Origin of the sequence: Cellulosimicrobium cellulans (genome assembly GCF_016907755.1) — a bacterium.
GTDB classification, from domain to species: Bacteria; Actinomycetota; Actinomycetes; order Actinomycetales; family Cellulomonadaceae; genus Cellulosimicrobium; species Cellulosimicrobium cellulans_D.
Genome location: NZ_JAFBCN010000001.1, coordinates 291,033 through 312,983 on the forward strand (window position 1 = coordinate 291,033; position 21,951 = coordinate 312,983).

Annotated in this window: 15 protein-coding genes; 6 read left to right on the top strand and 9 right to left on the bottom strand. The window is 70.5% G+C overall.

The window, feature by feature from the left end; all coding sequences use genetic code 11:
• Positions 1-96 precede the first annotated feature (96 nt).
• The gene (locus tag JOE63_RS01285) at positions 97-1,254 is read left to right on the top strand and encodes a DNA cytosine methyltransferase (protein WP_204538505.1); all 1,158 of its coding nucleotides are present in this window, start codon (positions 97-99) and stop codon (positions 1,252-1,254) included.
• A 256-nt stretch (positions 1,255-1,510) separates the two neighbouring features.
• Here the strand turns inward: JOE63_RS01285 and JOE63_RS01290 are convergent, their stop codons facing one another.
• Positions 1,511-5,131 carry a replicative DNA helicase gene (locus JOE63_RS01290; protein WP_204538508.1) on the bottom strand — a complete coding sequence of 1,207 codons (3,621 nt, stop codon included), beginning with the start codon at positions 5,129-5,131 and terminating at the stop codon, positions 1,511-1,513.
• A gap of 457 nt (positions 5,132-5,588) precedes the next feature.
• Between JOE63_RS01290 and JOE63_RS01295 the strand changes: the two genes are divergently transcribed.
• On the top strand, positions 5,589-6,899 hold the full coding sequence (locus JOE63_RS01295) for an MATE family efflux transporter (protein ID WP_087472621.1): 1,311 nt from the start codon (positions 5,589-5,591) through the stop codon (positions 6,897-6,899).
• 62 nt (positions 6,900-6,961) lie between these two features.
• On the opposite strand, the gene rplI is transcribed toward JOE63_RS01295, so the two are convergent.
• From rplI to JOE63_RS01320, 5 genes are all read right to left on the bottom strand, one after another.
• Entirely contained in the window at positions 6,962-7,408 is a 447-nt protein-coding gene (gene rplI / locus JOE63_RS01300) for a 50S ribosomal protein L9 (RefSeq protein ID WP_087470405.1), read from the bottom strand.
• A 19-nt stretch (positions 7,409-7,427) separates the two neighbouring features.
• Positions 7,428-7,664 (bottom strand): 30S ribosomal protein S18, encoded by a 237-nt coding sequence (gene rpsR / locus JOE63_RS01305; protein ID WP_021481584.1) that lies wholly within the window; start codon positions 7,662-7,664, stop codon positions 7,428-7,430.
• 101 nt (positions 7,665-7,765) lie between these two features.
• The gene (locus JOE63_RS01310; RefSeq protein ID WP_087470406.1) at positions 7,766-8,311 is read right to left on the bottom strand and encodes a single-stranded DNA-binding protein; all 546 of its coding nucleotides are present in this window, start codon (positions 8,309-8,311) and stop codon (positions 7,766-7,768) included.
• Positions 8,312-8,456: 145 nt separating this feature from the next.
• Positions 8,457-8,747 carry a 30S ribosomal protein S6 gene (gene rpsF, locus JOE63_RS01315; protein ID WP_172819989.1) on the bottom strand — a complete coding sequence of 97 codons (291 nt, stop codon included), beginning with the start codon at positions 8,745-8,747 and terminating at the stop codon, positions 8,457-8,459.
• A 151-nt stretch (positions 8,748-8,898) separates the two neighbouring features.
• Entirely contained in the window at positions 8,899-11,295 is a 2,397-nt protein-coding gene (locus tag JOE63_RS01320; protein WP_204538511.1) for a transglycosylase domain-containing protein, read from the bottom strand.
• 414 nt (positions 11,296-11,709) lie between these two features.
• Between JOE63_RS01320 and JOE63_RS01325 the strand changes: the two genes are divergently transcribed.
• Both JOE63_RS01325 and JOE63_RS01330 read left to right on the top strand, forming a co-directional pair.
• On the top strand, positions 11,710-12,405 hold the full coding sequence (locus JOE63_RS01325; RefSeq protein ID WP_087470408.1) for a PadR family transcriptional regulator: 696 nt from the start codon (positions 11,710-11,712) through the stop codon (positions 12,403-12,405).
• The gene (locus tag JOE63_RS01330; RefSeq protein ID WP_204538514.1) at positions 12,402-13,493 is read left to right on the top strand and encodes an inositol-3-phosphate synthase; all 1,092 of its coding nucleotides are present in this window, start codon (positions 12,402-12,404) and stop codon (positions 13,491-13,493) included. Before JOE63_RS01325 ends, JOE63_RS01330 begins: the two co-directional genes overlap by 4 nt.
• Positions 13,494-13,764: 271 nt before the next feature.
• Here JOE63_RS01330 and JOE63_RS20760 read toward each other — a convergent pair whose 3' ends face one another.
• On the bottom strand, positions 13,765-15,483 hold the full coding sequence (locus JOE63_RS20760; RefSeq protein ID WP_239576578.1) for a glycosyl hydrolase family 18 protein: 1,719 nt from the start codon (positions 15,481-15,483) through the stop codon (positions 13,765-13,767).
• A 179-nt stretch (positions 15,484-15,662) separates the two neighbouring features.
• Here JOE63_RS20760 and JOE63_RS01340 point away from each other — a divergent pair, with 179 nt between their 5' ends.
• Positions 15,663-17,045, top strand: a complete 1,383-nt coding sequence (locus tag JOE63_RS01340; RefSeq protein WP_244286317.1) for an MFS transporter — start codon at positions 15,663-15,665, stop codon at positions 17,043-17,045.
• A 24-nt stretch (positions 17,046-17,069) separates the two neighbouring features.
• On the opposite strand, the gene JOE63_RS01345 is transcribed toward JOE63_RS01340, so the two are convergent.
• The gene (locus JOE63_RS01345; RefSeq protein WP_204538517.1) at positions 17,070-18,287 is read right to left on the bottom strand and encodes an epoxide hydrolase family protein; all 1,218 of its coding nucleotides are present in this window, start codon (positions 18,285-18,287) and stop codon (positions 17,070-17,072) included.
• Positions 18,288-18,686: 399 nt separating this feature from the next.
• Here JOE63_RS01345 and JOE63_RS01350 point away from each other — a divergent pair, with 399 nt between their 5' ends.
• Complete coding sequence (locus tag JOE63_RS01350; RefSeq protein WP_307839888.1) at positions 18,687-20,243, top strand: MDR family MFS transporter; 1,557 nt, start codon at positions 18,687-18,689, stop codon at positions 20,241-20,243.
• A gap of 183 nt (positions 20,244-20,426) precedes the next feature.
• Here JOE63_RS01350 and JOE63_RS01355 read toward each other — a convergent pair whose 3' ends face one another.
• Positions 20,427-21,881 (bottom strand): CCA tRNA nucleotidyltransferase, encoded by a 1,455-nt coding sequence (locus JOE63_RS01355; protein WP_275582801.1) that lies wholly within the window; start codon positions 21,879-21,881, stop codon positions 20,427-20,429.
• Between the last annotated feature and the right edge of the window lie 70 nt (positions 21,882-21,951).

Here is a 21,951-nt window from a genome sequence, read left to right on the forward strand (position 1 = left end):
CCCTTCGCCCGGCGTTCTCCTACCACGGCTCGCGGCGCACCTCGAGTAGGCTGGCCCTTCGACCGAACCGAGCGTACAGCCTGCGGAAGGGCATGGATGGCGACCGAGCACCCCCTTCAAGGCCAGCGTCGACCTGCGTTTGAGCGCGGCGACCGGAACTTGGTTGTCGTTGACCTCTTTGCAGGGTGCGGAGGTCTGACGCTCGGGGCCGCCCAGGCAGCAAGGGACCGTCGTCTCGCCCTCAAAGTGCCCCTCGCCGTGGACTTCGAGCAGGCACCCGTGACGGTGTTCAGGAAGAACTTCCCGAAGGCGAACGTTCAGGTTGCATCCGTGGAGAGCTACTTCGACGGTGCCCTTGGCGCTAAGCCCACGGTCACGGAGCTGAAGACCCGCAAGCAAGTTGGCGACGTCGATCTGCTCATCGGAGGCCCTCCGTGTCAGGGACATTCGAACCTCAACAACCGCACGCGCAGGGACGACCCGAAGAACCGCCTGTACCTGCGGATGGCGCGTGCCGCCGAGGTCCTGCGCCCTCGGGTGATGGTGGTCGAGAACGTACCCGCAGTGGTGCACGATTCCCAGCAGGTTGTCGCCCGCACGCGAACCCACCTTGAGCGGTTGGGGTACAAGGTCGCCGCCACCCGGGTGGAACTCGTACGACTCGGGATCCCACAGACACGGCGACGCCACATCCTGCTCGCGGTGCGAACGGATGCCCTGGCGGATGGGCAGTCGGTCGCCGACCTGCTTGAGTTCGCACCCCAACCGACGCGGGACCTCCGATGGGCTATCGGTGATCTTGAGCATGCCGACACCGAGCGTTGGTTCGATGCGCCCTCCAAGATGAGCTCGGCGAACCGGGAACGCATCCAGTGGCTCATCGACGAGAACGAAGTGAACCTGCCGAATGACCGACGCCCCAAGTGCCACCGCGGTGACCACTCGTACGTGTCCATGTACGGACGCCTCACTTGGAGTCAGCCCGCGCAGACCATCACCAGCGGCTTCGGAAGCTTGGGGCAGGGCCGGTACGGACACCCGTCGCAGCCTCGAACGCTGACGCCTCACGAGGCCGCTCGCATCCAGGGGTTCCCTGACTACTTCCAGTTCGACGCGACGGTGACGCGCACGCAACTGTCCGTCATCATCGGCAACGCGGTACCGCCAGCGCTCTCGCGAGTGTTGACAACGCGGCTACTTGAGACGGGGATTCTTGGGCACGAGGCCGTCGCTGGGCTGGAGGAATCCGCCTAGCGGCTAGGGATTCGTGCGAGAAATTGCTTCGCGTCCGGTGCTCGGAGGCGAACTAGTCGACGTGGGACTGCTGACTACTCCGCGGGGTGTTACTCGGGCGTCTCGTCCAGGTCACGCCGCAGCCGCTCGACTTCCGCCTCGGCCTTCGCGAGCTGGCCCGCCACCACCTCGACAGGTGGTAAGCCACCTGCCGGGCAGTGTTTGTAACTAATATGGAGGACTTTGCAATCTAGGTTGCACGTCAAAACTCTGGTTGCTACATCTGCATGTCTGCGAACCGTTGGTAATGGCCCTGGAACGCGACGGTGATCGTGTCGGTGGGGCCGTTACGGTGCTTGGCGACGATCAGGTCGGCCTCGCCCGCGCGCGGCGACTCCTTCTCGTAGGCGTCCTCGCGGTGGAGCAGGATCACCACGTCAGCGTCCTGCTCAATACTGTTGTGTGCGGCGATGCCGTTGGCGACGAAGTTGTGCCCGTCGAGGACGGTGGCGTCGTAAACCTGCTTCTCGCCCATCGGCTCTACGGAGACGACCTCATCCCACAGAAGGTCGTTCACGGCCATGATCTCGAGCTCCTCACTCTCGAGCACCGCCGCGATCTTGCCGAGGCGATGCCGTGACGGCGAGTTCTTCCACAGCGCGCTACCGCAGAACTGGGTCCCGATCGCTTCAGCGAACTCACGGTGCGTCATGCCGCGCTCGACGAGGATGTCGCGGACGTCGTCCCAGACCCGACGCGGAACGGTGTCCACGTTCGTGTTGGCGCGCGTCTCGCGGATGATCGTCAGCAGCTTCTCGGCGATATCGCCTCGGTCGCCGTGCACGCCGATCTCCTGGAGAAAGCGGCGCTGGTCGTCCACCCCGCTCACGTCCAGCGTGTACCCGGGACGGTACGACCCCTTGGGGGTCGCCGTCCGCACCCGCGTCGAGATGCCGAAGCGGAGCAGGAGGCGCGACAGCCCGTCGATAATCTCGCGCGACGTCGAGGCGTAGTAGATCCGCCCGCTGCGCCCGTTCTTGTTGATCGTCACCGAGCCGTCCGTGGCCCAGATGTGCTTGATGAAGAGCGCGATCTGGCGCTTCGGCAGGTGGAAGACGCTCGTCGGGATGAACTTCTCGTGGCTGCGTGCGCCGAACAGCCCCAGGTCGTCGAGCCACTCGGCGATGGGGTTCCGGCGGCCCCGGGCGAGGCGGTAGGGCGCCGGAAGGCGCAGGGTCGTGACCCTTGCGGCAGCGTAGTCGTCGCGGATCGGGGTGATGCCGAAAGCGCCTGCGGCCTCGGAGACGGTCGCAAGGTTCCGCTCGTCGATCGAGGCGTAGCGGATGGGCTGTCGCTTCACGAACGACCCGTCGCCGAGGAGGTGCGCCAGCATCACGACCTTGCGGTCGTCCCACTCGAGGTTTCGCTCCGGGCCGGGGACGTGGCGCGGCACGCCGATGCGCGAACCGACCTCCAGGTCACCGAGCGCCGTCCAGCCGTCGTACGTGAGGAACGGGTGGTTCGCCGTCGCCTCGATCTCCTTGCCCGACGCCAGTCGCATCCGGAACACGGGCTTCACGCCCGTGGGGAACACGTGCGTCAGGTGACGGCGGACGTATTGGAGCCGGTCGTTGAGCGCCCACACCGGGACATCCTTGGCGTTGAGCGCGAAGAGCTCGCCCAGGCTCGTCTCTGCGCCGGTGTCGGCGCGCAGGATCTTCGTGTCCTCGGTGAGGCAGCCCGACTCACGCAGGTCGCTCATCTGCGGCTTCTTGTCGCCGCGCTGCTCCGGACCACGGTTCAGCTGCGAGATCGCGATGACCGGAACCTCGAGCTCCTTCGAGAGGAGCTTGAGCGCACGCGAGAACTCGGAGACCTCCTGCTGGCGCGACTCGACGCGCTTGCCCGAGCTCATGAGCTGGAGATAGTCGATGACGACGAGCTTGAGGTCGTGACGCTGCTTGAGACGCCGGCACTTCGCCCGGATCTCCATGAGCGACATGTTGGGCGAGTCGTCGATGAACAAAGGCGCCTCCGCGACCTTTCCCATTGTCGACGCAAGCTTCTGCCAGTCCTGCTCGTCCATCTTCCCGGACCGCATCCGCGTCAGCGGCACGCGCGCCTCGGCAGCAAGAAGACGCATGGTGATCTCGTTGCGGCTCATCTCCAGGGAGAAGATGACGGACGCCATCTGGTGGTGCACCGCGGCGTGAGTCGCGACGTTGATGCCGAGCACGGAGTTGTGCGTCGGCACCATCGATCGTCCAGCCAGGTACAGGTGCGAGGGATGGTCGACCTCGACGCAGCGCACCGGCACCGACTCGACCCGGCGGACGTCGACGACGAACCGTGACGTGAGCCGCGCGGTGCCCGGACGGCGGCGCTCCTTGTGGACGAGGCGCTTGCGCTCCAGCCAGAACACGTCGTCCTCGGTCGTGAAGGTGATCGTGTACGCCGTCGACGACTCGGTCCGCCCCTTCACGGTCTTCGTCGACCAACCCGTGCGGTACCCGAGCGACAGGGTGAGTTCACGCGTCTCGCGCGCGAGACGCTCGTTCGTCAGGCTGATCTGGACGCTGCCCTGCGGCATGACGGTGCCGTCCGTGTCGAGCAACCCCGCCAGGAGCTCCCGGCGCTGGGACTCGCTCGCGCGGAGGTACGCAGCCGGGATGTGGTCGATTCCCGGCACACCGAAGGTGCGCAGGTCGTCCGCGCCCGGCCGCGCGACGGAGCCGAGCCCCTCGATCCGCATCGCGATCTCGGGGTCGGCGGACGTGAACTCGGCACGTCGGGAGCTGCCGTCACCCAGCCACACCCCGAGTGCGTACGGGTGGATCGGGAGGTCCGCGTCCGGCAGGTCGAGCGGCGCCGCGGTGGCGATGGAGTGGTTCGCGCGCTTGTCGGCCGTCGCGGTCCGGAGCGTGGCAGCAAGCTCCTCGGTCGTGCGCACGGACGACTCGGGCGTCTCGCCGGCGCGCACCGCGCGACGCTGGGCGCGGGTCGAGGTCACCCACTGGTGCTGCGCGTCCGCGACGATCACCGTGCCGTCGTCGAGCTCGACCTCGTAGCACGGGCGGTCGACCATGACCTCGGTCGCGGCGACGACGCGCGTGGGCGTCCCGTCCGCGGAGACGAGCAGGTCACCGACGGCGACGTCACCCATCGTCGTCCAGCCCGACGGCGTGGGGAGCGGCGTGCCCAGCGCGAGGGCCTTGCCGATAGCAGGTCGCGCCGCGACGACGATCATCTGGCCGGGGTGCAGGCCGTTGGTGAGCCGGTCGAAGTCGGAGTAGCCGGTCGGGACGCCGGTCATGCCCTCGCCGCGCCCCTGCGCGGCCTCGATCTCGTCGAACGTCGGGCCGAGGATCTCCGAGAGCGGGAGGTAGTCCTCGGTGGTCCGACGCTCGGTGACGGCGTAGACCTCGGCCTGGGCGTTGTTGACGATCTCGTCGACGTCGCCGCCGTCGGTCGCGTAGCCGAGCTGGACGATGCGCGTGCCGGCCTCGACGAGGCGCCGGAGCACGGCACGCTCGCGCACGATGCGCGCGTAGTACCCGGCGTTTGCGGCGGTCGGGACGCCGGCCATGAGGTCGTGGATGTACGGGGCGCCACCGATGCGCTGCAGCTCGCCGCGCTTGGTCAGCTCCGCGACGACGGTGATGGCGTCGGCGGGCTCGCCACGGCCATAGAGGTCGATGATCGACTCGTAGACGACCTCGTGCGCGGGACGGTAGAAGTCGGAGCCGCGGATCTGCTCGATGACGTCGGCGATGGCGTCCTTGGACAGCAGCATGCCGCCGAGCACGCTCATCTCTGCCGCGACGTCCTGCGGCGGCGTCCGGTCGAAACCTGACGGCCCCGGTCCCCCGTAGCTCTCCTCGAGCTCCTCGATCGACATGCGCCCCTCGCTCCCCCGAGCCCGTCACGACCCACCGAGGGACGCGCGACCGGGACAAACCTTCGTCGTACACGTGTTCTACAGCGGGCCACCCACACGACTGTCCCGGTGACCGCGCCTCCCGCCTCCGACAGGCACGACCCCGCGACACTAGATCGCGGTTCCACACCCCGCAAACGGCCCTGTGCACGCCCGGTGGACAGGGACCCCCGAACCTGTGGACACAGTCCCCGTCACTGTGCACACCCGGTGGATAACGGTGTGGACAACGTCACGATCTCCCTGTGTACATCAGCAGGAGCGGCCTCTGACCAGCCTCGTCACTACCCTCAGGGGTGTGGAAGAAAGAAAGTCCGACGACACGCCGACGACACGCCGGACACCGCCCGGCCACTCCGGCGACACCCGGACGCCACCCGACCCCGCGGCGTCGTCCACAGGTCGCCGCACCCGCTCCCTGCTCGACCGCGAGATCCTCGCGCTCGCCGTCCCCGCCCTCGGCGCGCTCGTCGCAGAGCCGCTCTTCGTCCTCGTCGACAGCGCGGTCGTGGGCCACCTCGGCACCGCGCAGCTCGCCGGCCTCTCCCTCGCCTCGACGCTCCTGGTCACGCTCGTCGGGCTGTGCGTCTTCCTCGCCTACGCGACCACGGCCGCCGTCGCCCGGCGCATCGGCGCCGGGCACACGCGCGAGGCGCTCCAGTCGGGCGTCGACGGCCTGTGGCTCGCCGTCGGGCTCGGCGTGCTCCTCGCCGCCGCGCTGTGGGCGACCGCGCCCTGGGCCGTCGGGATGATGGGCGGGACGGGCGAGGTCGCCGAGCACGCCGTCGTCTACCTGCGCTGGTCGGCCCTCGGCCTCCCGGGGATGCTCCTCGTCCTCGCGTCCACGGGCGTGCTGCGCGGCATGCAGGACACGCGGACGCCCCTGTGGGTCGCCGCAGGCGGCGCCACGTTCAACGCGGTCCTCAACGTCGTCCTCGTCTACGGCGCGGGCCTCGGGATCGCCGGCTCGGGCATCGGGACGGCCGTCGCGCAGCTCACCATGGGCGCGGTGCTCGTCGTCGTGGTCGTGCGCGGCGCCCGGCGCCACGGCGCGTCCCTGCGCCCCGCGGCCGGTGGCATCTGGTCCAACGCGCGCGCCGGTGCGCCGCTCTTCGTCCGCACGCTCTCGCTGCGACTCGCGATCCTCCTCACGGTCTTCGTCGCGACCGGGCTCGGCGAGGTGACGCTCGCGGGCTACCAGGTCGTGAACTCCGTCTGGGGCCTGGCAGCGTTCGCGCTCGATGCGCTCGCCATCGCCGCGCAGGCGCTCGTCGGCTACGGCCTCGGGGCCGACGACGTCCCGCGCGTCCGCGCCGTCCTGCGCCGCACCCTGCAGTGGGGCGTCGCGGCCGGCGCGGCCCTCGGGGTCGTCATGGCCGCGGGCGGTTGGTGGTTCGCGCTGCTCTTCACGTCCGACCCGGACGTGCGCGCCGCCGTCGCCGTCGGCATGGCCGTGTGCGGGCTGCTCCTGCCCATGGCGGGCTGGGTGTTCGTGCTCGACGGCGTCCTCATCGGCGCCGGGGACGGCCGCTTCCTCGCCTGGGCGGGCATGCTCACGCTCGTGGTCTACGTGCCGTTCGCGCTCGCCGTCCGCCACTGGGCGCCCGACGGCGCAGCAGGCCTCGCGTGGCTGTGGCTCGCCTTCGCGGGGGTCTTCATGGCCGCCCGCGCCGTCACCACCGGACTGCGCGCCCGGGGCAGCGCCTGGATGGTCACCGGGACGGCGTGAACAGCACGAAGGCCCGGCCCTCCGAGGAGGGACCGGGCCTTCGAGGACTGCTCAGCAGCAGATCAGGCAGCGACGACCTTCACCGCGAGGGTCGCGGAGACCTCCGGGTGGAGGCGGACGGAGACCGTGTAGTCCCCCGTCGCCTTGATCGGCTGGCCGATCTCGATCTTGCGCTTGTCGACCGACGCGCCCGCGGCGGTCACGGCGGACGCGATGTCCGCCGTCGTCACGGCACCGAAGAGGCGACCGGCAGCGCCGGCCTTCGCCTCGACGACGACCGGCTTCGACTGCAGCGAGTCGCGGATCGCCTTTGCGTCGTCGAGCGACGCGATCTCGCGGGCCTTACGCGCCTTGCGGATCGCGGTGATCTCGGACTCGGCGCCCTTGGACCACGGCGTGGCGAGCTTGCGCGGGACGAGGAAGTTACGGGCGTACCCGTCCTTCACCTCGACGACGTCGCCGGGCTCACCGAGACCGGTGACCTCGTGGGTCAGGATCAGCTTGGCCATGAGTTCTCTCCCTTCCCGCTCAGCGAGCCGTCGACGTGTACGGCAGCAGCGCCATCTCGCGCGCGTTCTTCACCGCACGGGCGATCTGACGCTGCTCCTGGACGGAGACGCCGGTCACGCGACGCGCACGGATCTTGCCGCGGTCGGAGATGAACTTGCGCAGCAGCGCGGTGTCCTTGTAGTCGACCGACTCGATCTTGGCCGACTTCAGCGGGTTGGACTTCTTCTTGGGCTTGCGCACCACAGGCTTCGCCATGGTGTTGCTCCTCTACAAGGTGCGATCCCCGCGCGCGGTCCGCGCCGACGAGCGGCGCGGCACCCGCGGGGACGGGTGTGTGTTCTGGGAGTGGCGGACGATCAGAACGGGGGCTCGTCGGAGAACGAACCACCGGACGACGCGGGGCCAGCCGTGGCCCACGGGTCGTCGCTCTGCTGCTGACCGCCGCCGGAGCTGAATCCGCCACCGGAGGCACCGCCGGAGTTGGCGCCACCTCCGTAGCCGCCACCGCCGCCGAAGCCGCCGCCACCGCCACCCGAGCGCTGGGCCCGGGTGACCTTCGCGGAGGCGTAGCGCAGGGAGGGACCGATCTCGTCCACCTGCAGCTCGACGACGGTGCGCTTCTCCCCCTCGCGGGTCTCGTACGAGCGCTGGACGAGGCGGCCCTGCGCGATGACGCGCATGCCCTTCGTCAGCGACTCCGCGACGTTCTCCGCGGCCTCGCGCCAGATCGAGCAGCGCATGAACAGGGTGTCCCCGTCCTTCCACTCGTTCGACTGGCGGTCGAAGGTCCGCGGCGTCGACGCCACCGTGAAGTTGGCCACCGCCGCACCCGAGGGGGTGAAACGCAGCTCCGGGTCTCCCGTGAGGTTCCCGATCACCGTGATGACGGTGTCACCTGCCATGGCCAGCTCCTTCGTGTGTCGTCAGCATCGTCGCGTTCGTGCTCGTAACGGGTCTCGCGTCGCTCATCCCATCACGCGGCGCCCACACGCGCTACGGCGTGGAGCGTCCCGGTGCGGGACGGTCGAACGGGGGACGCGGGGAGGATCAGCGAGCGTCCGTGCGCAGGATCTTGGTCCGCAGGACGACCTCGTTGAGGCCGAGCTGACGGTCCAGCTCCTTGGCGGTGTCGGAGGTCGACGTGAAGTCGACGACCGCGTAGATGCCCTCGGACTTCTTCTTGATGTCGTACGCCAGGCGGCGACGACCCCAGATGTCCACCTTGTCGACGGAGCCGCCGTCGGTCTTGATGACCGACAGGTACTTGTCGAGCGACGGGGCGACGGTGCGCTCCTCGATCTCGGGGTCGAGGATGATCATCAGTTCGTACTGACGCATGCGGATAACCCACCTCCTCTGGTCTTCGCGGTCACGGTCTCTCCGTGACAGGAGGGTTCATGCATTCGTGCTGCTGCCGTCCGACGAGCGGACGGCAGCTCCCCAGGGTACCCGCTCGGCGCGGACCCCTGGAAATCTGCGGTCGGCCGGGTCAGCCGCCTCCGCCCGGTCCACCGCCGTTCCCGTTCCCGTTCCCGTTCCCGTTCCCGGACCCGGGTTCGGTGGGCTGGTCGGTCGGCGTCTCGGTCGGGTCCGGGTCGGGCTGCTGGCCCGGGTCCGTCCCCTTGGAGACCACGAGGGCGATCGTCGACCCGGGCGGCACCTCGCTCATCGACGACTGGCTGATGACGAAGCCACGCGGCTGCTGGTCGGAGAACTCCTCGGTGATCCGCACCTTGAGCCCCGCGGCCTCGAGCTGGGCGCGCGCGGCCCGGCTCTCCATGCCGACGACGCTGGGCACCGTGACGTTCTCCGGCTGCTCCGGCTCGACCGGCTCCTCCGGCTGCGTGTCCTCGGTCGGGGTCTCCGTCGGGGTCTCGGTGGGGGTCTCCGTCGGCTGCGGCTTCGGCGGCGTGTACGCCGGGAACTCGCCGACGGGCAGGTTCGCCACCGCCGTCTGCATGTAGGAGGTCCAGGCCTCGACCGGCCAGGAACCACCCGTGATCTCGTCCCCGACCCACTTGCCGAACGGGGTGATCTGCTCCTGCTCGCCGTTCGGTCCGGACTGGTAGAGGCCGACGACCGTCGCGAGGCCAGGGGTGAATCCCGCGAACCAGGCCGACTTGTTGTCGGTCGAGGTTCCGGTCTTGCCGGCGGCCGGGCGGCCGATGGCCTGCGCCGGCTTGCCCGACCCCTTCTCGACGACCTGGGAGAGGGCGTACGTCGCGGCAGCCATGACGTCCGGAGCGAACTCCTGCTCGCGCTTGTCGGCGCCCGGTGCCTGGTACACGAGGTTGCCCCGGGAGTCGGTCACGGAGGCCACGATGTGCGGCGTCGACCGCATGCCCTGCGCGGCGATGGTCGCGTAGGCGTTCGTCAGCTCGAGCGGCGTCACCGTCGCGTCACCCAGCACGTTCGCCAGGTTCGACCCGACGTCGGCCTTGATGCCCAGACGTGCCGCGACGTCCGCGGTCTTCTCCGGCCCGACCTCGAGGTTGAGCTCCGCGTAGGCGGTGTTCACCGACTGCGCGGTCGCCTCGGTGAGGTCGATGTTTCCCCAGTCGTGGTCGCTGAAGTTGCGGACCTTCCAGTCGCTGCCGTTGTCCGCTCCCGGGAACGTCTTGGGCGAGTTGCCGTCGAACCGCTCGTCGAGCGTGTGGTCGTTCTCGAGTCCGGCGATGAGCGTGAACGGCTTGAACGTCGAACCACCTTGAGCCGCGCCGCGGGTGGCGTTGTTGTACTGGTTCTGCAGGAAGTTCCGGCCACCGTAGAGAGCCCGGATCGAGCCGTCGTTCGGGTCGATGGAGACGATCGCGGCGCGGATGTTCTCCGAGACGGGGTTCTCCTCGCCGCGCTCGGCGCGAGGGAGAGACTCGGCCGTCGCCGCCGCCGCGTCCTGCATCCCCTGGTCGATCGTCGTCACGACCTTGTAGCCCTTGCTCGTCAGGTCGGCCTCGGAGATGCCGATGCCCTCGCTCGCCAGCTCTTGCTCGACCATGGTGAGGAGGTACCCGGTCGGTCCGAAGTACTTGTCCGACTTCTCGTAGGGGTTCGCCGTCGGGAACCCGGCCGCGATCGCCTCGTCGTACTGGGCCTTGTCGATGTGGCCGTCGTCCCGCATGTTCTTGAGCGACCGCTCCCAGCGGTGCTGCGCCTGCTCGGGGTTGTTCGCGGGGTCCCAGTTCGTCGGGTTGGGGATGATGCCCGAGATCATCGCGGCCTGGGAGATCGTCAGGTCCGCCGCGTTCACGCCGTAGTACTTCTGCGCGGCCGCCTGGATCCCGTACGCGCCGCGGCCGAAGTAGATCGTGTTGAGGTAGTTGCCGAGGATGTCTTCCTTCTTCTGCTGCTGCGTGATCTTCAGCGCGAGGATGGCCTCACGAGCCTTGCCCGCGTAGTCCGTGACGGTGTCCGTGTAGTACCGCTCGACGTACTGTTGCGTGAGCGTCGAGGCACCCTGGCGGCCGCCACCCTTGAGGTTGTTGTAGAAGGCACGTGCGATGCCCCGGAAGTCCACGCCGGAGTTGGTCCAGAAGGTGCTGTCCTCCGAGGCGACGACCGCGTTGCCCACGTAGTCGGGCAGCGACGCGTAGTCGACGATCTCGCGGTTCTCGACCGCGTACGTCCCCATCTCGGTCGCCCCGTCGCCCCAGTACACCGTGGACGTCTGCGCCCCGACGCTCGGCAGCTTCGTCGGGACGTCGGTCGTGACCCACGCCGCGACGAGCACGCCCGCGACGAGCGCGACGCCGGTCAGCATGGTCCCGACGACGACGCGCCACGACGGCAGCCAACGGCGGAAGCTCTTGACGTGCGAGCGCGGGTAGTTGAAGAACCGACGGCGCCCGCGGGGGGTCGTCCGTCCGTTCGTCCTCGTGGATCGCGCCACGGTCTACCTTCCTCTGGGGGGCAACGGGAAGCCGGCTCCACGTCGTCCGCGGACCTGCTCGTGGCCCGCCGCGAGCGGACCACCTGCCCGACGGCGCGTCCCCGCCTCGGGCGCGGGACGTCGTCGGGCACGGGGTCGGCACACGCCGGACCACCCTGAACAATAGGGCGTCGCCCTGTCGGGACAAGGGTCTGCAGCACTGACAGCGCGATCGTGCGCCATTGATTCGCCGTGGCGTCCCGCCGCCTCCGCGGGTCCTTCACATCTGTGGCGCGATGCGCGACACTCCCCGAAGATTGCACGACGCATCGAGACGACCTAACCTGTCGATGTATCGACTCGATACATCGAGTCGATCATCAGGTCACAGCGAGCCCGCCGCGGCACGCCCGAGGTGCGTCAGGAGGTGGGTTCGTGCGCAGCAAGACACCGGTGCTCGAGACCGCGATCCTCGGCCTCCTCAAGGAGTCTCCGCTGCACGGGTACGAGCTGCGCAAGCGGCTCAACCTCATGCTCGGGTCGTTCCGCGTGCTGTCCTACGGCTCGCTGTACCCCGCCCTCAAGTCGCTGGTGGCCCGCGGGCTCATCACCGGCACGGAGCAGTCCGCGGCGCAGTCGACGCTCGCGCCCGCCCTCTCGGGCAAGCGCGCGCGGATCGTCTACGAGCTGACGGCCGAGGGCAAGGAGCACCTCCAGAGCGTGCTGGCCTCGTCGGGGCCGGCCGCGTGGGAGGACGAGAGCTTCGACGTCCGGTTCGCGTTCTTCGCGCAGACCGACGCCGAGACCCGCATCCGCATCCTCGAGGGCCGGCGCACCCGGCTCACGGAGAGGCTGGAGGCGGTCAGGGAGTCCGCGGCTCGCACCCGCGAGCGGCTCGACGAGTACACGCTCGAGCTGCAACGTCACGGACTCGAGCAGGTCGAGCGCGAGGTGCGCTGGCTCGACGGTCTCATCACCACCGAGCGCGACCGGAGCTTCGGGCACTCCCGGAGCACCACCCGTGCGCGGTCCAGCAGCACCCCGCATCCTGCGGAACCATCCGAGCAGGAGCCCGACGGCGCGAGGCGTCCCGAGGACCCTGGAACAACGAACACCAAGGAGCGAGGATGACCTCCATCCGCGTCGCCATCGTCGGCGTAGGCAACTGCGCATCGTCCCTCGTCCAGGGCGTGCACTTCTACCGTGACGCCGACCCGAGCGCCACCGTCCCGGGCCTCATGCACGTGCAGTTCGGCGACTACCACGTGTCGAGCCTGGACTTCGTGGCGGCGTTCGACGTCGACGCGAAGAAGGTCGGCTTCGACCTCTCGGAGGCCATCAACGCCTCGGAGAACAACACGATCAAGATCGCGGACGTCCCGCCGCTCGGCGTGACCGTCCAGCGCGGCCCGACGCTCGACGGCATCGGCAAGTACTACGCGCAGACGATCGAGGAGTCGGACGCGGAGGCGGTCGACGTCGTCGCCGCGCTGCGCGAGGCGCAGGTCGACGTGCTCGTCTGCTACCTCCCCGTCGGCTCGGAGCAGGCCGCGAAGTTCTACGCGCAGGCCGCGATCGACGCGGGCGTCGCCTTCGTCAACGCCCTGCCCGTCTTCATCGCGTCCGACCCGGAGTGGGCCGCGAAGTTCGAGGAGGCCGGCGTGCCGATCGTCGGCGACGACATCAAGTCGCAGGTCGGCGCGACGATCACGCACCGCGTGCTCGCCAAGCTCTTCGAGGACCGCGGCGTCGTGCTGGACCGCACGTACCAGCTCAACGTCGGCGGCAACATGGACTTTAAGAACATGCTCGAGCGCGAGCGCCTGGAGTCCAAGAAGATCTCCAAGACGCAGGCCGTGACCTCGAACCTCGAGGGCCCGCTCGGCGGCAAGAAGGAGGACCGCAACGTCCACATCGGCCCGTCGGACTACGTCGCGTGGCTCGACGACCGCAAGTGGGCGTACGTGCGCCTCGAGGGCCGCGCGTTCGGCGAGGTCCCGCTGAACCTGGAGTACAAGCTCGAGGTGTGGGACTCCCCCAACTCGGCCGGCATCATCATCGACGCCGTCCGCGCCGCGAAGATCGCCAAGGACCGCGGCGTCGGCGGCCCGATCCTCTCGGCCTCGACCTACTTCATGAAGTCCCCGCCGGTCCAGATGGAGGACACGAAGGGCCGTGCGCAGCTCGAGGCCTTCATCGCCGGTGAGGTCGAGCGCTGACCTGGAGCGCAGTGCAGGGTGAGGGCCGAGGAACGAGGCACTCGCCCGGAGCGGAGCGCAAGGTCAGCGCGACCGAAAGGGTCGAGCGCTGATCCGGAGCGCAGTGCAGGGCGAGGGCCGAGGAACGAGGCACTCGCCCGGAGCGGAGCGCAAGGTCAGCGCGACCAAGAACGTCGAGCGCTGACCTGGAGCGCATCGCAGGTCGAGACACGGGCGAGGCCCCTGCCGATGATCGGCAGGGGCCTCGCTCGTGTGCTCGTGGTGCTGTGCGTCAGACGCAGGGGCTGCCCGCGTCCCAGGCGCCGTACGCATCGGTGCCGGGCTGGGACCCGGTGGTCCACCACTGCGCGGTGTGGTTCACGCCCGCGCGGGTGACGACGTCGCCCGTGGTGTAGGTACGGCCGGCGTCCCAGGCGTCGCCGCACGCGGGTGCCTCTCCGGCGGGGGCGGTGCCGGCGCCGCCGATGGCGCGCCAGGGGCCGTTCGGCTGGCCGGGCTCCTGGTTCCGGGTCCACCAGGCGGCGCGGTACTCGACCCCGTCGTGGTAGACGACGTCTCCCGCGGTGTACACGCCGGTCGCGTACCAGGGGGCTGCCGCGTCGGCGGGGACGAGGGGTCCGGGGGTGGCGATCTCGAACGCGCCTCGGAGGGTCCCGAGGAGCTCGTTGTCGTCGTCACCGGCGAGGTCCCAGAAGTAGCCGCCGCCGTAGCCGTTGGTGGCGAGGTACTCGGCCTTGGCCGTCACGGACCGCGGGGTGTCCGCGGTCCACCACTCGCCGTCGCCGTAGAAGTAGCCCTGCCCGGCGACCTCGTCGTAGTACTCCGGGAGGCCCTTCGCCTTGATCTCCGAGTAGTACGTGAACGGGAGCGCGCCGTCCGCCGCGGCACCGGGCGTCGGGTCGGTGACGTTCTTCCAGCCGTAGCCGTACGCGGCCATGCCGAGCACGAGCTTCTCCTTGGGCCACCCGGCGGCGTGGTACGCGCCGAGGACGCCGTCGGCGGCGAGGCCCCAGTTGGCGGGCTCCCCCGTCGTCGGGTCCTCGTAGACGTGCAGGTTGCCCTGGTGACCCGTGCGGGTGGTGTTCCAGTCGCCGTGGTAGTCGTAGCCCTGGACGTTGATGAAGTCGAGCGCCTCGACGAAGCGCGGGTCGAGCCAGCCACCATAGGTGCGCGGGGCCCAGCCGGCCGGTGCGAAGCCGGTGAGGAGGTAGTCCTCGCCGGTCTCGGTGCCGAGCTCGTCGAGCTCGGCGCGCAGGAGCTGCGCGAACTGGACGAAGTTCTCCGCGTCCTCCTCGGGTCGCGGCGTGGGGTGCTCGCCTGTCGCGCCGGGCCACTCCCAGTCGAAGTCGACGCCGTCGAAGATGCCGGCGGCGACGCCGTCGCCACCCTTGGTGCCGTTCTCCGCGTCCTGGACGACGGGCAGGTTCCCGCGGAAGTACACGTCGAGGCAGGACTCGACGAGCCGCTCGCGGTTCTCCGGCGTGGACACGGCGTCGGAGAAGTTGTCCGACCAGGTCCAGCCGCCGAGCGAGATGAGGACCTTCAGGCCCGGGTTGGCCTCCTTGAGCTTCTTGAGCTGGTTGAAGTTCCCCGCGAGCGCCTGGTCGGCGGTGTCCGCGACGCCGTCGACGGCCTGCCCGGCCGGCTTGAGCTGCACGTAGTCGTTGAGGGGGTCGCCCTGGAGCCCGCCGTCGACGGGGTCCTCCCGGTCGGTGATGTCGCAGACCAGGTCGGTCGTGACGTTGCCGAACGCATAGTTGAGGTGCGTCAGGTCCGACGCCGCCCCGGTGGTCTGGAGGTCGGCCACCTGGTAGCCGTCCTCGTTGCCGGCGTCCCACGCGGGGTAGTAGCCGACGGTCTTGTAGCCGTTGGCGCCGTCTCCGCCGGCGGTCGCGGGTGCGGCGTACGCCGTGCCGACCGTGCCGGCGACGAGCGCCGCCGTCGCTGCGAAGGCGAGCCCTGCGGCTGCCGTCCTGGGGGTTCGTGTCATTCGAGAATGCCTCGCTGCTTCTCTGGGCCCGGCCACTGTGGCGGGTCGTGACGAAAACACAAAGGTAACCTTCCTAATGATTCTTGCCCAGACGTTCCCAGGATGCGAGAACGGGACGTCGTCGGCCGGGCCCGTCGATGACGTCCCGGCCGAGCGCGTCGACCGCCTAGGGTTGAGGGGTGAGTGTCGTCGCCGAGCTGCGAGCGCTGCTGCGGCTGCGCGGCTTCCGCAAGCTGTTCGCCGTCCGGCTCGTGTCGCAGGCGGGTGACGGCATGTTCCAGGTCGGCCTGGCGTCGCTGCTGTTCTTCTCGCCCGAGTCGCAGGGCACCGCGGCGGCGATCGCGGGCGCGTTCGCGGTGATGCTGGCGCCGTTCACGATCGTGGGGCCGTTCGCGGGCGTGTTCCTCGACCGGTGGCAGCGCCGACAGGTGCTCGCCTGGGGCAACGCGGTCCGCGTGGTCATCACGCTGGGCATGGCGGCGCTCATGCTCTCGGGCGGCGTGAGCGGGTGGATCTACGCCCTCGGGCTCGCGGCGCTGTCGGTGAACCGCTTCCTGCTCGCGGGCCTGTCCGCGGGCCTGCCGCGCGTCGTCGACGGTCCGCTGCTCCTCACCGCGAACTCCCTGACCCCGACGCTGGGCGCCGGTGCGGCGTTCGTGGGGGGCGGGATCGGGTTCGTCCTGGGGCTCGCGTTCGAGCCGGGCCGGGTCAAGGACTCGTCCGCGCTCGTGTGCGCGGCGCTCGTGTTCGGGATCGCGTCGCTGCTCGCGCTGCGTCTCGGCCGCACGCAGCTCGGCCCGGAACGCCCCGCCGAGTCGGCGATCCGGTCGGAGATCGTCAAGGTCGCGCGCGGCCTGGCCGACGGCGCCCGGTACCTCGTCGCGCGCCGCACCCCGGGCCAGGCGCTGCTCGCGATGGCCACGCACCGCTTCCTCTACGGCGTGGTCTTCATCGCGTCGATCCTCATCGCCCGGAACCTCCTCGACGCGGGCAGCCAGACGGCCGGCATGGCGACCTTCGCGATCGTCGTCGGGCTGACCGGCCTGGGCGGCGCCGGGGCCATGGTGCTCACGCCGACGCTCTCCCGGTACACGGGCCCGCAGGTGTGGATCGCGATCATGCTGCTGCTCGCCGCGGCGAGCCAGCTCCTGCTCGTCACGACGCCGTCGCGCGCGGTCGTGTACACGGGCGCCGCCCTGCTCGGGCTGGCCGCGCAGGGCACCAAGATCGCGGTGGACACGATCGTCCAGCGCGACACCGACGACGAGTACCGCGGCCGGGCCTTCGCGTTCTACGACGTCCTGTACAACGCGGCGTTCGTCGGCGCGGCCGCCCTGGCAGCGTTCACGCTCCCCGACACGGGGTGGTCGCGCGGCGTGTTCGTCGCCCTCGCGGTCGCCTACGCGCTCGCCGCGCTCGTGATCTGGACGCGCGGGGCACGGACCCCGGCCGGGGCGGGGGACGCCGTCGTGCCCGACGGCGCACGGCCCGTACCCGAGGCCGGCGCGCCCGACGAGGGGTCGGCCACCGACGACGTCCCGGCCGGGCGACCGGGCGCCTGACAGGGCCCGGCCGCACCATCGGGCTCAGCCGAGCTCGGAGACGAAGGCCCGGACGTCGTCGACGACGAGCTGCGGCTCCTCGAGCGCGGCGAAGTGCCCGCCGCGCGGCATCGTGGTGAACCGCCGGACGTCGAAGAACCGCTCCGCGTACTCGCGCGGAGGCTGCGAGATGTCGCGCGGGAAGACGGCGACCGCCGTCGGTACGTCGATGCGCTGCGACCAGCCGGCGTCGGCGCTCTCCTCGCCCGACCATGCGGCGTCGGCGCCCTCCCCGCCCGACCATGCGGCGTCGTCCCCTGCGTCGCCCCCCGACTCACCGCCCCAGTCGCCGTCGAGCCCCTCGTTGTAGAGGCGCATCGAGGAGCGGATCGAGTTGCCGAGCCAGTAGAGCATCACGTTGGTGAGCAGGTCGTCGTCGGACGGCAGGGTGTCGGAGAGGTGGCCGAAGTGGTCGACGAGCCAAGCGGCGAGACCGACGGGCGAGTCGCTCAGACCGTAGGACAGCGTGAGCGGGCGCGACGACTGGATCCCGACGTACCCGCCGTGCGTCTCGCCCCAGGCGTCGACCGCGGCGAACATCGCGCGCTCCCCCTCGCTCGCCGTGTCGCGGTCGACGAGGAACAGGTTGGGGAACGGGACGTCGGTGAGGTGGAGGCCGACGACGCGGTCGGGGTGGGCGCGCGCCACCTCCTGCGCGACGACACCGCCCCAGTCGCCGCCGTGCACGAGGTAGCGGTCGTAGCCGAGGCCCGCCATGAGGCTCGCGACGACCTCGGCGCTCTGCGCGCCGCTCACCGTCCCGGCCTCGGGCTGGTCCGAGAAGTCGAAGCCTGGCAGCGACGGGACGACGACGTCGAACACCGGCTCGTCGGGGCCGATCACGGGATCGCGGCCCGTGAGGCGGTCGACGACGTGCGCGAACCGGTAGAACGAGTCCGCCCAACCGTGCAGCAGAAGGATCGCCGGAGCGTCCGGGCGCACCGCACGCTCGTGGATCGCGTGGAGGTCGCGGCCGGCGATCGTGGCGACGAGGTGGTGGAAGCGGTTCAGTCGCGCCTCCTGCGCGCGCCAGTCGTAGCCGTCCACCCAGTGCGCGACGATGCGACGCATCGTCGACAGCTCGGTGCCGCGCTCCCAGCCCTGCTCCTGGAGCTCGGCGGGCCAGCGGGTGCGGGCGAGGCGCTCGCGCAGGTCGTCGAGCTCGGCCTGCGGGGCGTCGATCGTGAACGGTCGGAACTCCATCAGGGGCCTCCGGTGTCGGGGTGCGGGTCCGTCCTCGACGCTAGGCGGGGTAGCGGTCACCCGCCGTCCTCTTCTGGTCGCACCTCCCCCGATCACCTCACGCGGCACGACCACGGCTTCTGCTGTCGGCAGCACCGATGAGTCCGCGAGCGAAAAGAGGTCGTCACGTCGGACGGGAATAACGCAGGATGGTGGATGGTCGTACAGGGTACGGATCGACGTGGCTGGGCCGCGCCGATCGTCCCGGGTCACCCATCCCCCGTGGCCCGCCGACCGAGAACCGACACCGTCGTCGCGTGCACCGCACGCGACTCCCGTGCTGCCCCCACGCAGCCCGCCCTGCCCCGACCGGGTCCGAACCTGGGCCCGGGCCGCCACCGACGCGAGCGGAGACACCCCGTGACAGCCTCCCCCACCCACGACACCTCGGCGGCCCCCGTCGACCGGCTACCCCGGGCGGACTTCCTCGTCATCGCGCTGCTGCTCGGCTCCGCGTTCGTCGTGATCCTCAACGAGACGACCATGAGCGTCGCGCTGGCGCCGCTCATGGAGGACCTCGGCATCACGGCCAGCACGGGCCAGTGGCTCACGACCGCGTTCATGCTGACGATGGCGGTCGTCATCCCGGCGACCGGGTTCCTGCTCCAGCGCCTCGGGACGCGCGGCGCGTACCTGCTCGCGATGTCGCTGTTCAGCGCGGGCACGCTGCTCGCCGCCGTCTCGCCGGGCTTCGCGTGGCTGCTGACCGGCCGCGTCGTGCAGGCGTCAGGCACGGCGATCATGATGCCGCTGCTCATGACGACGATCATGACCCTGGTCCCGCCGACGATCCGCGGCAAGGTCATGGGGAACATCTCGATCGTCATGGCCGCGGCACCCGCGCTGGGCCCGTCGCTCTCCGGCCTCATCCTCAACTCGCTGAGCTGGCGGTGGGTGTTCGGGATCGTCCTCCCGATCGCGCTCGTCGCGCTCGTCCTCGGCTTCCTGTACATCCGGGACGTCGCCGACCGTACGCACTCGCGCCTCGACCCGTTCTCCCTGGTCCTCGCGGCGTTCGCGTTCGGCGGCCTGGTCTACGGGCTCTCCAGCATCGGTGAGGCCGCGCGCCACACGCCCGTCGTCCCGCCGGTAGTGCCGATCGCGTTCGGCGCCCTCGCGCTCGGCGCGTTCGTGTGGCGCCAGCTCGTCCTCCAGCGCGAGGACCGTGCGCTGCTCGACCTCCGCGTGTTCACGCACCGTGGCTTCAGCGTGCCGCTCGGCATCATGGCGGTCGGCATGGTCGCCATGTTCGGCTCCCTCATCCTCCTGCCGCTGTTCCTGCAGGACGCGATGGGTCTGGAGCCGCTCGCGACCGGCCTCATCGTGCTCCCGGGCGGGCTCCTCATGGGTCTGCTCGGCCCGACCGTCGGACGGCTCTACGACCGGGTGGGCCCGCGCCCGCTCGTCATCCCCGGCGTGAGCGTCGTCGCCGTCGCCCTCGCCGCGTTCACGACGATCCACGCGGACTCGTCGCCGTGGTTCGTCCTCGCGCTGCACGTGACGCTGAGCCTGGGTCTGGCGTTCATGTTCACGCCGCTGTTCACGTCCGCGCTCTCGGCGCTCGAGCCGCACCAGTACTCGCACGGGTCGGCGTCGATCGGCACCGTGCAGCAGCTCGCGGGCGCCGCCGGCACGGCCATGTTCGTCGCCGTCATGACGACCCGCTCCATCGCCTACGGCGAGGCGGGCGCGTCACCGCAGGCGGCGCTGGCCGAGGGGGTCGGCGACGCGTTCGTCTGGGGCACGGCCGTCATGCTCGTGGCCGTGGGCCTCTCGTTCCTCCTGCGTCGCAGCGCGCCGCAGGAGCACGGCCCGGGTCACGGCCCCGCGCAGGACCGCACGCAGGACGCGCCGGTCGAGGATGCGCGCATGGAAGACGTCACGGTCGAGGCTGCTCTCGCCACCGACGACGTCTGAGTCCTCGCCGGGTCGCGCGCCCGCCCGGAGGCGACGCGACCGCCGAGGGCGAGGCCGGAGGGGCGGTCGTGCCGGGTCGTGGCGGGTCTGGCGGGAGCGGCGCGAGGAACGAGCGGCGCGGATGGTAGACCCGGCACGACCGCCCCGGAGGTCTCGCCCGGACCGACCAGGACGCGTCGCCGCTCAGGAGGTGGACGACTCCGGTTGGGTCGACCACCAGGCCAGGAGGTCCGCTCGCGCCGTCTCCTCGTCGACCGGGCCGCGGTCGAGGCGTAGCTCGAGCAGGTGCTTGTACGCCTTCCCCACCACCGGTCCCGGCCGGATCCCGAGGATCGCCATGATCTGCTGACCGTCGAGGTCGGGGCGGACGGCGTCGAGCTCCTCCTTCTCCTGGAGGTCGGCGATGCGGCGCTCGAGGTCGTCGTACGACTCGCGCAGCCGCTGGGCCTTGCGCCGGTTCCGCGTCGTGCAGTCGGCGCGCGTGAGGCGGTGCAGCCGCTCGAGGAGCGGTCCGGCGTCGGTCACGTACCGGCGCACGGCGGAGTCGGTCCAGGCGCCGTCGCCGTAGCCGTGGAACCGCAGGTGCAGCTCGACGAGGCGGGCGACGTCCTTGACGACCTGCTTGTCGTACCGCAGCGCCCTGAGGCGCTTGGCGACCATCTTGGCGCCGACGACCTCGTGGTGGTGGAAGCTCACGCCTCCCCCCGGCTCGAAGCGGCGCGTCGGCGGCTTGCCCACGTCGTGCAGCAGCGCGGCGAGGCGGAGCACGAGGTCGGGGGCCGGGACCGCGCCGTCGGGCCCGGTCTCCTGGGCGATCGCCTGGTCGAGGACCGTGAGCGAGTGCTCGTAGACGTCCTTGTGCCGGTGGTGCTCGTCGATCTCGAGCTTGAGCGCGGGCAGCTCGGGCAGCACGTGGTCGGCGAGGCCGGTGTCCACGAGCACCTCGAGACCACGGCGCGGCGACGTCGCGCACAGCAGCTTCGACAGCTCGTCCCGCACCCGCTCGGCGGACACGATCTCGATGCGCTCGGTCATGAGGACGAGCGCGGCGAGCGTGCCGCCGTCGACGTCGAACCCCAGCTGGGCCGCGAAGCGCGCGGCGCGCATCATGCGCAGCGGGTCGTCGTCGAACGAGCGCTCGGGGGCGATGGGCGTGCGCAGCACGCGGCGCGCGAGGTCGTCGAGGCCGTCGAAGGGGTCGACGAACGTCATCTCCGGCACGCGCACCGCCATCGCGTTGACGGTGAAGTCCCGGCGCGACAGGTCGCCCTCGAGCGTGTCGCCGAACGCGACGACGGGCTTGCGCGACGTCGGGTCGTACTCGTCGGTGCGGTACGTCGTCACCTCGACGACGAGGTCGTCGCCCGGGCCACCACGGCCGAACCGCTTCGCCCCGATCGTGCCGAACTCCTTGCCGATGTCCCAGTGGGCGTCGCCCCAGCGCGCGAGGAGCGCCTCGGTCTCGTCGGGCGACGCGGACGTGGCGAAGTCGAGGTCGTTGCTCGCCCGTCCGAGGAACGCGTCGCGGACGGGCCCGCCCACGAGCGCGAGCTCGTGACCCGCGGCGCGGAACGCCTCGCCGAGCTCGATCGCCGCGGGCGCCATCTCGGTGAGGACGGCGAGGGCTCGACGCTGCAGCTCGAGCGACTGCGGCGTCGGCTGAGATGCCGGCGGAGGTGACGGCGGGGACGACGAAGGCTGGGGCACG

Excerpts from the sequence above, each read along its gene's own strand:
- JOE63_RS01285 (WP_204538505.1), top strand. The coding sequence starts at position 97 with ATGGCGACCGAGCACCCCCTTCAAGGCCAGCGTCGACCTGCGTTTGAG.
- JOE63_RS01290 (WP_204538508.1), bottom strand. The coding sequence starts at position 5,131 with ATGTCGATCGAGGAGCTCGAGGAGAGCTACGGGGGACCGGGGCCGTCA.
- rplI (WP_087470405.1), bottom strand. The coding sequence starts at position 7,408 with ATGGCCAAGCTGATCCTGACCCACGAGGTCACCGGTCTCGGTGAGCCC.
- rpsR (WP_021481584.1), bottom strand. The coding sequence starts at position 7,664 with ATGGCGAAGCCTGTGGTGCGCAAGCCCAAGAAGAAGTCCAACCCGCTG.
- JOE63_RS01310 (WP_087470406.1), bottom strand. The coding sequence starts at position 8,311 with ATGGCAGGTGACACCGTCATCACGGTGATCGGGAACCTCACGGGAGAC.
- rpsF (WP_172819989.1), bottom strand. The coding sequence starts at position 8,747 with ATGCGTCAGTACGAACTGATGATCATCCTCGACCCCGAGATCGAGGAG.
- JOE63_RS01330 (WP_204538514.1), top strand. The coding sequence starts at position 12,402 with ATGACCTCCATCCGCGTCGCCATCGTCGGCGTAGGCAACTGCGCATCG.
- JOE63_RS20760 (WP_239576578.1), bottom strand. The coding sequence starts at position 15,483 with ATGACACGAACCCCCAGGACGGCAGCCGCAGGGCTCGCCTTCGCAGCG.
- JOE63_RS01345 (WP_204538517.1), bottom strand. The coding sequence starts at position 18,287 with ATGGAGTTCCGACCGTTCACGATCGACGCCCCGCAGGCCGAGCTCGAC.